We start from the raw sequence: 16,048 nt of genomic DNA on the forward strand, positions 1-16,048 counted from the left end.
AAGGGGGGCAGATTATGAGTCAACTTGCTACAGAAACAAAAGCAGAAGCATTGCTGCCAGGTATTAAGGAAGATAAACCAAAATCATACTGGTCTCTTGTATGGGGACGCCTTAGGAGAAATAAGGGAGCTTTAGTTGGGGCAGGAATTTTGTTGATTTTCATTATGGGATCGGTGTTTGCACCCGTGTTAGCTCCCTTTCCAGTTGAGGAAATGAAGATGGAAAATAGATTTTTAGCTCCGTCAGCAGCACACTGGCTTGGTACAGATGAGTTTGGTCGTGACATCTTATCAAGAATGATGCATGGTGGACGCGTATCGTTAATGATGGGTCTTGTCGCCGTTTCCATTGCTGCTATCTTCGGAGTTCTTTTAGGTGTTATTTCAGGTTATTACAGGAAAATTGACATTTATATTATGCAGGGCATGGATATTTTACTTGCATTTCCTTCCCTTTTATTAGCGATTGCGATCATTTCAGTCCTTGGTGTAGGTCTTACGAATGCGATGATTGCTGTTGCGATATCTGTCATCCCTTCCTATGTAAGGGTCGTTCGTGGAACGGTTTTATCAATCAGGGAAAAAGAATATATAGAAGCGGTAAAAGCATTAGGGGTTAGTGACTTTAAGATTATTGTAAAGCACATTTTACCGAACGTCCTATCACCTGTAATCGTCTTGTCAACTCTGCAATTTGGTACGAGTATCCTAGCAGCAGCAGCATTGAGCTTCCTTGGGTTAGGAGCACAGCCACCAACTCCTGAATGGGGAGCGATGGCCTATGTAGGGAAGTCCTTCCTGTTAAATGCATGGTGGATGTCTCTTTTCCCAGGGCTTGCGATTATGTTAGTCGTATTAGGCTTTAATATGCTGGGGGATGGACTAAGAGATGCGCTTGATCCAAGGTTGAAATAATTCTGGAAACATAATATAAGCAATTTTAGCCATGAGGGGGAATTCGGGTGACTTCTATGCAGGAAATTACGGCGTTACGGAATAAAGAAGCAGATGAAAAACCAGAGCTGGTAACGGTTGATGAGCTTTATATAAAGTTTAAAAGTGCCAAAGACACAGTCACGGCAGTGAATAATGTCAGCTTTCAATTAAAAGAAGGGGAAACAGTTGCCTTGGTAGGAGAATCAGGTAGCGGTAAAAGTATAACAGCGCTTTCGATTATGGGGCTGATCCCCAAGCATGCCGGATTTGTTGAAGGAAGCATCACAATAAAAGGGAAGCAATTGAACAATCTGCCTCCAAAACAAATGCGTAAAATAAGAGGGCGTGATATTTCGATGATTTTCCAGGAGCCGATGACTTCCTTAAATCCTGTTCACAAAATTGGAGATCAAATTGGGGAAGTAATTCGTTTACACGAAAACACATCGAAGGAAGAAACGACAAAACGGACCATTCAAATGCTTGAAAAGGTAGGAATCCCAAGGCCGGATAAAATTATTAAAGAATTTCCGCACCAATTATCGGGTGGAATGAGACAACGTGTGATGATTGCTATGGCGATGGCCTGTAATCCAAAGTTGCTGATTGCCGATGAACCAACGACGGCATTAGATGTGACCATTCAAGCTCAAATCCTCGATTTAATGAATGATTTGAAAAAACAATATAGTACTACGATTCTATTAATCACACATGACCTTGGCGTAGTAGCCGATATTGCAGACCGAGTCATGGTTATGTATTACGGTCAAATAGTGGAAGAGGCGGATGTTTATACGCTTTTTAAGTCTCCTAAACATCCGTACACAGTAGGACTTATTAATTCAATTCCAAATTTAGAAGAACAAAAGAGCCGGTTAGACCCGATTGAAGGTAATGTTCCAAACCTTGGTGGTATCACAAAGGGGTGCCCGTTCCGAGGTCGCTGTAAAGAGGCAATGGACATATGCGCTGAGAAAAATCCACCTCTTATTTCACTAGAGAAACAAACCGTTCGATGCTGGATTCATGAGAAAAAGGAGGTAGGATGATGAGCACGATGTTACTTGAAGTGGGAGATTTAAAAACCTACTTTCCTATTAAAAGTGGTATATTGAAGAATACAAGCGGCTATGTTAAGGCTGTTGATGGGATCTCCTTTGCACTAGAGGAAGGGGACACCCTCGGAATAGTTGGGGAAAGTGGTTGCGGGAAATCGACAACAGGCAGGAGTATCCTACGGTTAATTGAACCTACCGGAGGGTCGGTGAAATATAAGGGTGTCGAGGTTACCACGATGGGAAAAAAGGAGTTACGAAAACTTCGAAAGGATATGCAAATTGTATTTCAGGATCCGTATGCATCCCTTAATCCACGTATGCAGATTGGAGCGATTATCGAAGAAGCTCTTTCCACCCACAATATTGGCAAAAATTCAAAAGAACGCAGGGATATGGTAATCAGCCTTCTAGAAAAAGTGGGACTAAGCCGTACTGCATATGAACGTTATCCTCATGAGTTCAGCGGTGGTCAAAGACAGCGCATCGGAATTGCACGTGCTATTGCCGTGAATCCGTCCTTAATTATCGCGGACGAACCGGTATCAGCGCTTGATGTTTCGATTCAGGCGCAAATTTTGAATCTATTTCAGGATTTACAGGATCAGTTAGGGCTAACCTATATATTTATTGCCCATGATTTGAGCGTCGTCAAGCATATTAGTGATAAAATAGGAGTGATGTATTTAGGCAGGTTGGTAGAGTTTGCCTCAAAGGAAGATTTGTTTTCAAATCCATCACACCCATATACCCAGGCGTTGATGTCGGCAGTTCCAATACCAGATCCAACAGTTAAAAAGGAACGGATTATTCTAACTGGAGACGTACCAAACCCATCGAATCCTCCGAGTGGATGCACGTTTAACCCCCGGTGTCGTTCATGTATGGAGATCTGTACAAAGGTCGCACCAAAACCGATAGAATTAAGCCCAGGACATGTGGTAGCCTGCCATCTATATGATCCTGAATACGATTAAGCGAAATAGGATTTTACGTCATAGGAGAGAATTCATTGAAAAAAATCATACAGCAAATTAAGCAACATTATAATGACCTTTCGCAAGGGCTTAAGCTTGTTGCCAATTTCATTATTGAAAATCCAAAACTGATTGCCCTTTATCCGGCTAAGGAAATTGGAAAATTAACGGAGACAAGTGAAACAACTGTTATCAGATGCAGCATTGCTTTAGGGTACTCAGGGTATGCAAACCTTCAGGAGGATATCCGGAAGGCTCTGCTTTTACCAGAGGATGACGATCCGATTCAGGCACTGAAAAAAGGAATCAAGACTCAGAATAATATTATCCATGATGTCATGGAGCAGGACATTGAATATATCAGGCAAACCTTTGGTGCGCTTGATGAAACACTGTTTATGGAGGCAGTAAACAGCATTGTGAAGGCGAAAAAGATTATTGTGATAGGACTAAGAACATCCTACGCACCTGCTAACTGGCTTGCCTACAGTTTAAACATTGTAAAAGGTGAAACAGTTTTATTCAAAGGCGATATTGATGACGCCAATTACTTATTAACGGAAGTGGATGAAGACTGGCTAATTGTCGCCTTATCGTTTCAACGGTATGTGAAGCAGACCATTTCCTTCGTAAAAGCTGCAAAAGCAAAGGGGGCGCAAGTGCTGACGATTACCGATAACGAGCTGTCTCCGGTAGGCGTCATGGCAGATATAACGATTAGAGCCATTACTCCAGTTCCAACCAGCCTGAAAGGTATGCCGCCACTATTTTCGATTTTAAATGCCTTGATTTCCGGTGTCATGGTCACTGATCAAGTAAACGTCGAAGCAAGGGTCGACACCTACAATCAAACAAGCAAGCATTATTATTCCTTTTATCGTCAAGAAGAATAGGGGGGCCAACTTTGACAATTGGCTCTCATGATTACAATTTAAGGAGGAGTTCAAATGAAAAGTCAGGTTACGATGAATGCATTTGAAGTACATGCAAAGGCTTTGATTGAAAAGTATCAAATTCCCGGCACAGCCATCGGTTTTGCCCATAACGGGGAGAAGATTTATGAAAAAGGCTTTGGATACCGAAATGTAAATCAGCAGCTTCCTGTCACAATGGATACGGTATTCGGAATTGCCTCCGTTACGAAATCATTTACTTGTATGGCCATCATGCAGCTGCAGGAACAAGGCAAGCTATCTGTTCATGACCCGGTTGTGAAATACTTACCGGAATTCTCCACACCTACACATTCAACAAATAAGATGACGATTCATCACTTCATGACCCATTCAGCAGGACTACCACCACTTCCTTCGTTAATCTATGCAAAGAAAAGAAGCCTAGATCAAGACCCTTCAGCAAACGATTACCCAGGACTAAATATCAACAAAGATGATACCCAGCCTCCAATTGATACATATGAACAGCTAATGGAGTTTATCGCCGGATTGGAATTCGACCTTCTGGGTGAACCGGGAACTGAATTCAGCTACTCTAACGATTGCTATGCCTTATTAGGTACAATCGTTCAGCGTGTCAGCGGCATTTCGTTTGAACAGTTTGTAAAAGAGTATATCTTGGATCCGTGTGGAATGGAGCAAACTTGTTTTGAAATTGAAGAATTACAAGACTATGAAAATATCACCTCCTTATATGCTGCTAGAAAGATAGAAGGTGGAATGGAAGTATATGAAGCACCAGTATGGTGGGAGTCTCCGTCTATGAGAGGAGCGGGAGCCCTTAAATCCACGGTGAATGACATGCTGAAGTACGCTGAAATTATCCGAAACAATGGTAGAGTTGGAGATAAACAGATTATATCGGCAGAAACCGTAAAACAGATGACTACACCATATATTGAATGCTCTCCAGGGCGCTATTATGGATATGGGTTTATGATTACTCCTAATTATCACGGTGCGACTCTAGTCGATCATGGCGGAAACTTAAAAGCCATAGCCTCCCAGCTATGCATCATTCCAGAAAGAGGAATTACAGGGATGATCTTAACCAATCTTGCCGGCGTTCCAGCCACAACCATCATGAGTGGAGCACTTAATGACCTAGAAGAACGCCCTGTCGATGCATTACCATTCCCTACAGAAAAGCATGAACTTTCACAGGAACAGTTAAGCGACTACGTAGGCACATACACCTCAAACGAAGGAATGGGCTTATCCATAACTGTCCAAGAAGGTGAACTGGACCTAAATGTCCAAGGCATTTCATTCCCAATCACATGTGTTGGTGAGGACTTATTCCTGGCTGTAGTCAAAGACCAAACCGAACTCATCCGCTTCGTCCGTAACCCTGAAGGCCAAATCGAAAGAATTGCCTACCACATGCGCCAATTTCCGAAGGTGGGGTAGGTACGGGGGGACAGGGACCTCGTTCCAGGTACGAGGGGACAGGGACTTCGTTCCCAAGCTCGCTACAATCTGATATTGAAAAAATGGCAAATTCTATATAATGAATATAGTAGAGAATAAACGGTACGAGGGGACAGGGACTTTGTGCCTTGGAATCATTCTGCCTATAAGGATAAGGTTTAATGGGCTTGCACAGGCGCAAAAGTATTATCTCTTTTCGTAATTCTAAACTAATCATTTAAAGAACAGTCACTCAATAGGCTGTTCTTTTTTGCCATAAACATTAAAGAAAGAGTCCGAAGAAAGAATGTTCATATCATGCTAAATTAACGATTAGTAGAAAAGTAACAGAGTTTTTTTGTTCTTTCTATGATTTAGATATGCTCCTACTAAATAACTATGTGAAAGAATCTTGTAATCCAAAGTGATGATAGGATTTTTAAACATTATTATCTATCATTTTAAGCAAAGTGATAGTATAATAATCATAGGTAAAAATAGCTAATTGAATATTCGGCAAACTACTTGAAAAAGTAGGACGCAAAACTAAAGGGGCTAAATCATTCGATATGCCAGCCAGTTGCATCTATTAACGTTTAGATCACTACAGCCCCTATTTGTTTAGGGGCTTTTTATTTTGTTTGGAAGGAAAGAAATGAGTGAGTGTATTTCGTCCTATTGATAAAGGGATTGGGACCATCGGTGGAAGAAGTGAATACCGCTAGAAATACTTATTTATTTCTAATACGGTTGATTTAAAAAGCAAAACACAACATGAATATCAAAAGGGGAGAGAGTCAATTGAAAACAGTATTTAAACATATTTTTGCCATTTTAGGGATCGCATTTGCAATTGCGCTAATGTTATTTGCAACAGCCATTAGTATGGGTTCACAAGCTATGGAAGAATTACTGATTACTTCCTCCATTTATAGTGGACTGGCACTAGTAGGCTATATGATTAGTGGTATCATGCCAAGATTAGGTGGATGGTTCATGATTATAGGAGGGCTCGTGTTCTCAGGCCAATATGAAACATTAGGTTTTTTAGGAGTAGGGCTGCCACTTTTATTTTCAGGAATTTTATCCATTCGTAGTAAAAAGAAAAAGCGGCTATCTAAGGTTCTGGTGGAGCAATAATGAAAGTTATTAAATGGGGATTCCAAATTGTTACCATTTCTTTGTTGGCATTTTTAATTTTTTGTTTATTAACTTATATTTTATTTAATTATGTCCTAACTCCAGGGGAAAACCAAACGGGTGTTTCAGAAGAGATGTTCCAGGATTCTCAAACACTTTTAACGATGATAAATACTCAATTTTTAACTGTTGATTTAGATGCTCAAGTAGACGAGCAACAAGTAGATGAACTGTTAGATATGATTGACAGCTATGGATATAAATATAGCAATACTAACCTTAATCCAGCTGAAGGTGAAATGTTTACTGATATAGGGATTGTTGTGTACGATTATTTGCAACTGGCTGAAATTGATGCATTTTATCAAGGAGAACCTCTTGATTTTAACGAGAGATATGGAATGTATTCTTCACAAAAAAGAGATATTTATGAATCATTCCTGAACAATCGAGTGGGGCTTAGAGAGACCTATGGATTTAGCTATGAACAGTAAAAATGATAGTTTAGTTAAGTTAAGTATTAACAACTTATTTTCTTCAAAATAATGAAAGATTAGGATAAACAGTCTTTTTTATAGAATTAGGCTGGAATAAGAAGAGCTAATCCAAAACAGGCTTACACAATTGATGATTGTAATAAGCCTGTTTTGAACTAATTTTGTATAAGTAACTGAAGATACTCGATTACTGCGAGAGCAAAGCGATGAGGTACGAGGGGACAGGGACCTCGTTCCATTAGTAAAGATGCGAAAAACTTTTGTTAATGTAAGAAGGGATATTCCCGACAAGTGTAGAATATAAATTCCAACCTCGAAATTTCAACTCTTTTACTCTTCTATTATTACTTCGTATTTAGTTTTCCCCAGCTTCAAATCAAGATCCCAAGAAAATATTTTATATGATTCCTCATTAAGAGCATTTTTTCGTTAACCAGTTGGAGGTGATTTATGTTTGCCTAGAAAAGCAAGGAGAATTAGCAGGACGGGGATTTACCACATTATTATGAGAGGTATTAATAGACAAGTGATTTTTGAGAATGAGGAAGATAAAAAGAAGTTCTTAGAGATTCTTGCAAAGTATAAGAGAATTTGTGGATTTGAACTATATGGTTATTGTTTGATGGATAATCATGTTCATCTTTTATTAAAAGAGGGTGAAGAATCGATATCAAAAGTGATGATGAGAATTTGCTCAAGCTATGTCCTTTGGTACAACTGGAAGTATGAGCGGTGTGGGCATTTGTTTCAGGAACGTTATAAGAGTGAGAATGTAGAAGATAAGAGGTACTTTTGGACGGTTCTTCGTTATATTCACCAAAACCCTTTAAAGGCAGAAATTGTTCAAACCGTTTGGGATAGTAGATGGACAAGTATTCATGACTATGTAGAACATGTCAGGATAGTAGATATTGATTGGGTACTTAATTTGCTTTCAGGAGAACGAAAGGTAGCTATCCAATGGTTTAGGGAATACATGGAAGAAAGTAATACCGACAAGTGTCTTGAATATGAAGTGAAACTTTCTGATTCGGAGGTAAGGGATTATCTGTTATCTTTAGGTATAGAGAGTAGTAGCAAGCTTCAACAGATGGAGCGAGAACAAAGAGTTGGTATTTTGGCCCAGGTAAGGCTTCTTAATGGAGTTTCCTTAGGCCAAATTTCGAGAGTTACTGGAATTTCTAAGAGTGTGATTAGTCGAGTTAAGTAGAATAGCTGGTACGAGGTCCCTGTCCCTTCGTACCACCTAAAACTGGAAAAAATTCCATTAATTTAAAATCGACACGATTCGACAAAATATGATATATTACTAATATAAGATGTATGTCTTGTAAGCCATGTTTCTTGTAAAATATCAACCTATCTTAATCCTCCCAGCTTGTAGAGATAATTAATCTTTACAAGCTTTTTATTTTGCTTGGAGTTCTATCATGTGCTAACTCAGAAGTAATACATATTATTTTTGTCCTCTGGTTTTCTATAGTCATAGATAAGCTTGTAAAGAAATGGGATGTTTCTAAATTAATAGGATACTTGTTTAAGCTATTAGCCTATTCCCTCTTTGGATTTATCCCAATATTAATTACATATATTAATAGCTCTATCCTGAAGCAACTCTTTTTTATCCTCAAGCCACATTTTTCCCTGTTGCAGCATTACTGTACTTGCATGTTCTAATCACCATACAATACTTGTTTGGAAGATTCATTAATGCATTTAGGACTGTCTGAAGCTGAGGGCGTTTTTTTGTTTATGGCCTTTATTGATACTCACAAAGAACATGATGTCCTTTTCTTTGTGCAACATTATCTAAACGGCAAACTAAAAAAATAACCGATATAGAAAAACAACTCTCGTAAGAAAAAGGGAAGTTTACTTTTTAATGTTTTATAAACGGAACTTTGTGTAGGTGATGAATATGCATCCATTCCAGTAGACTTTGCCATTAAGATTGCTCTTTTCATATGCAAAGGATCGCTTACAATGGTATATGTGCTGAAGTTTTTCTCAGATGCTATTTCATAAGCATATTTTATGTTCTCTTCTGTAATCCTTGATTTTGTTTCAATTAGAATATCCTCTTGTCTAACATTGTTCTTAATAGCATAAACCCTTGCAACCTCAGATTCTGCATACTTGTCTCCTTTACCCTTCCCCCCGGTGAAAATAATTTTATCTACATAATTATTCTCATAAAGCCAGATGGAATGATTAATCCTTTCGCGTAAAACGGGAGATGGTTCACCATCCCAGGCGGCAGCACCAAGTACTACTGCAACATCCGTTTTAACTAATTGGTTTTTTCCACTGAAGGACCAAATGCTAAAAGCTGAATATGTAACGAATACAAGGAAAATAATGATGATAGAAAAGAATAATCTTAATACATATTTTTTGGTCAATTTAAATCAATCCTTTTTGGCACGAGGGGACAGGGACTTTGTCTCGTGAATATGTTCATTAAAGAGCCAGTTGCAATTGTACGAATCGAGGGAGCAGGTGGAAATGGCATATTGTCTTCTAGTATATTGGGACAAAGTCCTGACCCTGCTTTCCCATTCATGTCCTTTCATCCTCAGGATGGGAGTTCCGTTAATTACTGGAACGAGGTCCCTGTCCCTTCGTACCACCTTCGTACCCCTAAATTATGAAAACTGTTCCAAAGATAACGAATGAGATTCCAATTAATATTGTGAATCCCTTAATTACACCAAACGGAAATCTACTTAGTAATCTAAATAAAAGTTCAAACTCAATATAGTGTACACGAATACCACCTTTATCCTCATAATCCACTTTTGTCATTTTAAACAAAGTGGAATAGAGGACAAAGATTCCCCAGAAGATCAACAATACCAATACCCCGATAAATAAAGCCAAACTACCCACCACACCTTACTATTAATTGTTAAATTATTACAATAAAAGCCTAACATAATTTTCTTTGGTTTTAAATAAACAGCTTTCGACATTCATTTTAATAATTGTATTATCGGGGACCAGGTGGACGGTTTTACGTACATGTAGAATAGATAGAAACCGATAGAACTGTATCCGTGGTCAATAAGTTGCCAATACTTTTTAATCACTGGAACGAGGTCCCTGTCCCTTCGTACCGTTCGTACCGCTACGATACTTTTTCGGTGTAACGCCTGTCATCTTCTTAAATACCTTTGTAAAATGGCTTTGGTCGTGAAAGTTCAGCCAGGTGTAGATTTCTGAAATGGAGTAATCAGAGTGGGAGAGGAGCTTTTTTGCTTCTTTGATCCTTTCCCGCAAAATATACTCTGTAACGGAGAGTCCTACCTCTTTTTTGAATGTAGTAGATAAATAGTTTGGATTCATGTTTGCCACTTTGGCGAGATCTGCTAGTGAGATTTCTTCATATAAATGTTTGTAAATATAAGACTGGCATTGAACGATAGGACGAGAGTATGTATGGTGCTTTCCTTCAATTACACGGTCTGTAAAGTCTAGGATGGCTTGCTGTAATAGCTTTTGAATGGCAGTAATCTCCTTTAGTTCCTCCAATTCTTGAATGTATAAGTCACTCATTGTGTAAGCAAGCTCAGGCTGCACGCCGCCTTCCATTGCGGACCGCGTTGCTAAGGTGATTGCAGAGATGGCTAAGTTTTTTTCACTACGAAGTCGGCTTTTCTTTGAAAGGATGCCAAGCTTTCCCTCCATTTCAGGTAAGTTTATTCTACTCAGTAATTCCTCTTTACGACCTTCTTTAATACATTGAAAGGTTGCTTGCTCCGTTTCGTAGGTGGTATGAAACGAAATTTCCTGTCTATTTTTCGCCACATGAAGGTCAGGATTTTCCTTTGGTTTACCATCAAAATCCAATGAACTGTCCAGCTGAATCACTTCTGTAAGATCAAGGCGTTTAGAATATAACAAGTATGTAGCAATAAGAGCAGTATGTAGGAGGGAGCGTTTACTAACAATTGGTATTGTATGATAATAGTCGTATAACGTTTTCTTATCTACTTTAATTTGTAAGTCACTGATTAATCCATTCAAAGTTTCTTCAGCGGCTTCTCTATATAAAGAGGGGCCAATAATCCATGTCCCGTTTAATGGGCTTTGCGGTCCCACTCGAATAGAGATATAGTTTTCAAGAAAGGTAGTCGAGCGTAGCACTGGTACATCATAGGGATCCTTTTGAAAATCAAATTGTGTAAATAACTCTTTCTGTTCTGGGTGAATAGGGTTAACTGTGAAATTCGCGGGATATTGAATATCGACCTCATTGTCTTCGTTGTAAAAGTAGACTGGAATATACGTTATTTCATAGATGAGTTTACTAAAGTATTCTACTTCCTCTTTATCTTTATAATTAAAGAAACTCATGATGAACCTCCGAATGTATAAGGATTTATGAAAGCGTTTTAAAAATAGTGAATGATATACAAAAAATATAACATTTTTACAAAAAGTATGGAATCTCTTTAGTTAAAATTGGAAGTAAGAAAATTACAAAAACGTTTACAGGGAGGATACTATGAGTAGAAAAGAAACGATTCAACAACTAATAGAAGAACTAACTCTAGAAGAAAAAGCAGGTTTGTGTTCAGGACTTAACTTTTGGCATACAAAGCCAGTGGAACGACTTGGAATTCCATCCGTGATGGTGACAGATGGACCTCATGGGTTACGAAAACAGAAGCAAGGCTCAGATAACTTAGGAATATTCGATAGTGTCCCAGCTACTTGCTTTCCATCGGCTGCAGGTTTAGCGGGGTCATGGGATCGTGAGTTAATTCAGAAGGTTGGAGTTGCCTTAGGAGAAGAGTGCCAAGCTGAGGATGTGGCTGTTCTTCTTGGACCAGGTGCTAACATTAAACGTTCTCCATTATGCGGACGTAACTTTGAATATTTTTCAGAGGATCCATTCCTTTCCTCCGAGCTTGCTGCCAGTCATATTGAAGGGGTGCAAAGTCAAGGGGTTGGAACGTCCTTGAAGCACTTTGCGGCGAACAATCAAGAACACCGCAGAATGTCTTCCAATTCTATTGTAGACGAGAGAACACTAAGAGAAATTTATTTAGCAAGCTTTGAAGGGGCAGTAAAGAAGGCACAGCCTTGGACGGTCATGTGTGCGTACAACAAGGTAAATGGTGAATTTGCTTCTGAAAACAAAACCTTGTTAACAGATATTTTGAAAGACGAATGGGGTCATGAAGGCTTCGTCGTTTCTGACTGGGGTGCTGTAAACGAGCGAGCGGAAGGATTAGCAGCAGGTCTTGAGCTTGAAATGCCTTCAAGTAACGGAGAAGGAGACAAGAAAATCGTTCAGGCAGTAAAAGATGGGCTTCTATCTGAAGAGGTATTGAACAATGCTGTTGAGCGACTGTTAACGGTTATTTTTAAATCGGTGGATGAGAAAAAAGAAAATGCAACGTACGATCAAGCAGCACACCATGTACTCGCACGTAAAGTCGCTAGTGAAAGCATGGTCCTATTGAAAAATGAGGACCGAATTCTTCCATTGAAAAAGGAAGGAAAGCTTGCTGTAGTTGGTGCATTCGGTAAGCATTCAAGATATCAAGGTGGAGGAAGTTCTCACGTTAATCCAACTCAGCTAGATAGCGTGTTTAATGAGATTGAGAAAATGGCAGGAGCTGCTAAGGTTACGTTTGCGGAAGGGTATAAGCTAGAATCTGATGAGGTAGATGAGCAATTGATAGCTGAAGCAGTAGAGCAAGCACAGCAATCGGATGTCGCAATCGTATTCGCTGGTTTACCAGATCGTTATGAATCAGAGGGCTATGACCGTACACATTTACGAATTCCTGAAAATCACCAACGCTTAATCGAAGCGGTTGCAGCGGTTCAACCAAATGTGATCGTTGTGTTAAGTAACGGTGCACCGATTGAAATGCCATGGCTAGGCAGTGTAAAAGGAGTTCTTGAAGCATACCTTGGGGGCCAAGCATTCGGTGGTGCTGTAGCAGACATTTTGTTCGGTGAAGTAAACCCATCTGGAAGATTGGCTGAAACGTTCCCACAAAAACTAAGCCATAACCCATCTCATCTGAATTTCCCAGGGGAAGGGGACACGGTGGAATATAAAGAAGGCGTTTTCGTAGGCTATCGCTACTATGATACCAAAGAGATTGAACCATTATTTCCATTCGGTTACGGACTAAGCTACACCACTTTTGACTACACAAACATTACTGTTGATCAAAAAGAGTTAAAAGACACAGATACAGTGAACGTTCATGTAACGGTGAAAAACACAGGGGATGTTGCTGGTAAAGAAGTTGTTCAATTATATGTTCGTGATGTTGAAAGCACCGTTAATCGCCCAAGTAAAGAATTAAAGGGGTTTGAAAAAGTAGAATTGCAGCCTGGTGAAGAAAAAACAGTTCAATTTACATTAGATCAGCGGGCGTTTGCTTACTATAATGTAGACATTAAAGATTGGCATGTAGAAACTGGGGAATTTGAAATCCTTGTAGGAAAGTCGTCTGCAGAGATTTGTTTATCTGAAACGGTGAAGGTAGAGTCGACCATAGTCATTCCAGTGACATTCGATCGAACTTCTACGATGGGAGATATTTTGGCTCACCCACAAGCTGGACCTGTGCTTCAGGCAGCACTTCAAGAAATGCAGAAGAATAGTCCGATGATGGAAGCGATGGAAGGGGATCAGTCTGAAATGATGGTCGCGATGATGCGTTATATGCCACTTCGTACGATCGTTTCCTTTATTGAAGCTTTTACAGAAGAAATGCTAACAGCACTTTTAGCAACACTTAATGATGCTGTCTCTGAAAAAGTGGTGAATTAACAATTACTTTAAATAACCTTGTTGAATGTTGGTTTTCTTAATCATTGATTATTTTCAGTGGTTAGGAAGACCTTGCAAGGTTTTCGATTTCCTTATATATGTAAGCGTTTTATTCTTAGTTCCTACTATTCAAAACATATGTAAAAAATTAGGAGGGTGGCATATGGGGGCAGTTAGAAACGATGAGGTAATTTCCTCGGGAGAAAAGATAACACCAGTTGGAAGTAACATTGGATTTGGAGAGAAGCTCGGGTATGGTATCGGTGATTTAGCTAGTAATCTTGTTTTTACAGCGGTTTCTACGTTTCTTGTATTCTATTACACAGATGTTGCAGGTGCTTCAGCGGCAGCAGTTGGTACGATTATTTTACTCTCAAGATTATTAGATGGATTTACAGACATTGGGATGGGGGCAGTCGTCGATAAAACGAGATCAAAACATGGAAAAGCACGTCCTTGGTTAATGTGGATGGCCATTCCGTATACGATATCAGCCATCATGCTCTTTACCGTTCCCGACTTAGGTCCAGTTGCTATGCTGATCTATATCGCAATCACTTATAATGTCGTTCATATTATTTATACGGCAATTAATATTCCTTATGGTGTGCTAAATGCTCGAATGACCCAAGATAGCTATCAACGGGCAACGTTAAATATATTCCGTATGTTCTCTGCATTAATTGGTGGAATGATTGTAACCTTAGCAACAATCCCTCTTGTTGATGCCTTTGGTGGAGGGAAACTTGGTTGGTCTGTAACCTTTACAATTTTTGGAGTTTTATCTGGTATCATATTCTATATTACATTTTTGACAACGAAAGAACGAGTAGTGGCCGTTGCAAATTCTGAGTCCACTGTCCCTATTAAAGCAGGGGTTAAGGCACTATTTAAAAATAAGTATTGGGCATTACTTGTTTTATTTGCACTCGTGTCCTATACGGGTATGGGGCTAAGTGGTGGCCTCAGTATTTACTATGCACAATACATTTTAGGTGATCCAGGCTTAGTTGGCCCACTTGGTATAGCTGGAATGTTTCCAATCATGATTGGATTACTATTAATTGCACCCATTATTAAGAAGTTTGGTAAACGAAATACAATGATTGGTGGTTTCCTCCTCGGCCTAATAGGAACCGTTGTGATGTTAATCGATCCAACAAACTTTACCCTCGTCTTAATAGGATCTGTCATTCGCGGTTTTGGAACCGTTCCTTTCATGGGCTCCTTCTTCGCCATGCTAGCCGATACTATTGAATATGGTGAGTGGAAAACAGGACTAAGAACAGAAGGGTTAGTCTACAGTGCAGGAAGCTTTGGAACGAAGGTTGGAATGGGGCTAGGTGCAGCTGCTATGGGGTGGAGCTTAACTCTTGGAGGCTATATCGGAGGAGTTGCAGAGCAAACAGACTCGGCCATTTCCATGATCAACTTCCTGTTTATCTGGGTCCCAGCCATTATTGCCTTGATTCAGATTGCTATCTTAGCTTTCTATAAATTAGATAAGATGTATCCACAGATTTTGGCGGATCTTCAGGCGCGGAAAGAACAGTAGGGACGAGGAGGGACGAGGGGACAGGGACTTCGTTCCAGTAAGGGATATCAAATGCCGGAGGAACAGTTCTTGTTCCTCTGGCATTTTTTTAGTGCGGTGGAGGATCCGCTAATGGTATGAGTGGAATGAGAAAGCAACTTGGGTTGATGCGAGTTATCTAGTGCAGGGATAAAATTACCATCACTCATGTCTTTACATCCTCAGGAGGGGAGTTCCATAAAATGCTGGTACGAGGTCCCTGTCCCTTCGTAGAACACCTTCGTAGCACAGATTCTTATGAGGACCCTGAGTCCTCTATCTCAGCAATTTCGAGTCGTTTTGGACTTGTTGCGGACCCTGAGTCCTCTATTAGAGCAATTACAGAGAAAATTACTCGTTTTTGAGCAAATAGAGGACTCTTGGTCCACTTTGTCAGCATTTTCACTGATTATACTAGAAATAGAGGACTGAGGGTCCGCTAGAATCCGGTGTGGGCAAAAAACTTGGGAGGAAAGGGACGAGCGGTTTGGGAAAGGTATTCAGGTGATGCAAGGTATCAAGTGCAGGGATAAAGTTACCATCGCTCATGTCCTTACATCCTCAGGAGGGGAGTTCCGTTAATTGCTGGAACGAGGTCCCTGTCCCTTCGTACCACCTCCCTCCGTACCACCTCCGTACCAAATTTTTCGACATTTATTTATTATTACAATATTTTAATTCATAAGATGCAACTTACGGA

At 39.8% G+C, this 16,048-nt stretch carries 14 protein-coding genes and 1 riboswitch; of the genes, 11 read left to right on the forward strand and 3 right to left on the reverse strand.

Annotation, left to right across the window (positions count from 1 at the left end; all coding sequences use genetic code 11):
- Positions 1-14 precede the first annotated feature (14 nt).
- The 8 genes from M1D60_RS01935 to M1D60_RS01970 all read left to right on the forward strand — a co-directional run bounded on the left by M1D60_RS01935 (position 15) and on the right by M1D60_RS01970 (position 8,183).
- On the forward strand, positions 15-914 hold the full coding sequence (locus tag M1D60_RS01935; protein WP_456277546.1) for an ABC transporter permease: 900 nt from the start codon (positions 15-17) through the stop codon (positions 912-914).
- A gap of 56 nt (positions 915-970) precedes the next feature.
- Positions 971-1,987 carry an ABC transporter ATP-binding protein gene (locus M1D60_RS01940; protein ID WP_456279551.1) on the forward strand — a complete coding sequence of 339 codons (1,017 nt, stop codon included), beginning with the start codon at positions 971-973 and terminating at the stop codon, positions 1,985-1,987.
- Positions 1,987-2,970: an ABC transporter ATP-binding protein gene (locus M1D60_RS01945; protein WP_456279552.1), complete on the forward strand. Its 984-nt coding sequence runs from the start codon at positions 1,987-1,989 to the stop codon at positions 2,968-2,970. The genes M1D60_RS01940 and M1D60_RS01945 overlap by 1 nt, the downstream gene beginning before the upstream one ends.
- A gap of 35 nt (positions 2,971-3,005) precedes the next feature.
- Positions 3,006-3,863 carry a MurR/RpiR family transcriptional regulator gene (locus M1D60_RS01950; protein ID WP_456277547.1) on the forward strand — a complete coding sequence of 286 codons (858 nt, stop codon included), beginning with the start codon at positions 3,006-3,008 and terminating at the stop codon, positions 3,861-3,863.
- A 54-nt stretch (positions 3,864-3,917) separates the two neighbouring features.
- Positions 3,918-5,336, forward strand: a complete 1,419-nt coding sequence (locus M1D60_RS01955) for a serine hydrolase (RefSeq protein ID WP_456277548.1) — start codon at positions 3,918-3,920, stop codon at positions 5,334-5,336.
- A gap of 505 nt (positions 5,337-5,841) precedes the next feature.
- Positions 5,842-5,924: riboswitch (cyclic di-GMP riboswitch) on the forward strand.
- A 213-nt stretch (positions 5,925-6,137) separates the two neighbouring features.
- Positions 6,138-6,476, forward strand: coding sequence for a hypothetical protein (locus M1D60_RS01960; RefSeq protein WP_456277549.1), 339 nt, complete (start codon positions 6,138-6,140; stop codon positions 6,474-6,476).
- Complete coding sequence (locus M1D60_RS01965) at positions 6,476-6,970, forward strand: hypothetical protein (protein ID WP_456277550.1); 495 nt, start codon at positions 6,476-6,478, stop codon at positions 6,968-6,970. Before M1D60_RS01960 ends, M1D60_RS01965 begins: the two co-directional genes overlap by 1 nt.
- Positions 6,971-7,427: 457 nt before the next feature.
- The gene (locus M1D60_RS01970) at positions 7,428-8,183 is read left to right on the forward strand and encodes a transposase (protein ID WP_456277551.1); all 756 of its coding nucleotides are present in this window, start codon (positions 7,428-7,430) and stop codon (positions 8,181-8,183) included.
- A gap of 595 nt (positions 8,184-8,778) precedes the next feature.
- Here M1D60_RS01970 and M1D60_RS01975 read toward each other — a convergent pair.
- Positions 8,779-9,375 carry a YdcF family protein gene (locus M1D60_RS01975; RefSeq protein WP_456277552.1) on the reverse strand — a complete coding sequence of 199 codons (597 nt, stop codon included), beginning with the start codon at positions 9,373-9,375 and terminating at the stop codon, positions 8,779-8,781.
- A gap of 45 nt (positions 9,376-9,420) precedes the next feature.
- Between M1D60_RS01975 and M1D60_RS01980 the strand changes: the two genes are divergently transcribed.
- Positions 9,421-9,624 (forward strand): hypothetical protein, encoded by a 204-nt coding sequence (locus M1D60_RS01980; protein ID WP_456277553.1) that lies wholly within the window; start codon positions 9,421-9,423, stop codon positions 9,622-9,624.
- On the opposite strand, the gene M1D60_RS01985 is transcribed toward M1D60_RS01980, so the two are convergent.
- Positions 9,614-9,853, reverse strand: coding sequence for a hypothetical protein (locus M1D60_RS01985; RefSeq protein ID WP_456277554.1), 240 nt, complete (start codon positions 9,851-9,853; stop codon positions 9,614-9,616). The genes M1D60_RS01980 and M1D60_RS01985 overlap by 11 nt on opposite strands.
- A gap of 201 nt (positions 9,854-10,054) precedes the next feature.
- Entirely contained in the window at positions 10,055-11,329 is a 1,275-nt protein-coding gene (locus M1D60_RS01990; protein ID WP_456277555.1) for a helix-turn-helix domain-containing protein, read from the reverse strand.
- 151 nt (positions 11,330-11,480) lie between these two features.
- Between M1D60_RS01990 and M1D60_RS01995 the strand changes: the two genes are divergently transcribed.
- Positions 11,481-13,775, forward strand: coding sequence for a beta-glucosidase (locus M1D60_RS01995; protein WP_456277556.1), 2,295 nt, complete (start codon positions 11,481-11,483; stop codon positions 13,773-13,775).
- 163 nt (positions 13,776-13,938) lie between these two features.
- Positions 13,939-15,330: a glycoside-pentoside-hexuronide (GPH):cation symporter gene (locus M1D60_RS02000; RefSeq protein WP_456277557.1), complete on the forward strand. Its 1,392-nt coding sequence runs from the start codon at positions 13,939-13,941 to the stop codon at positions 15,328-15,330.
- The last annotated feature ends 718 nt before the right edge of the window (positions 15,331-16,048 follow it).

The sequence above is a fragment of the Bacillus sp. AK128 genome, assembly GCF_053903075.1.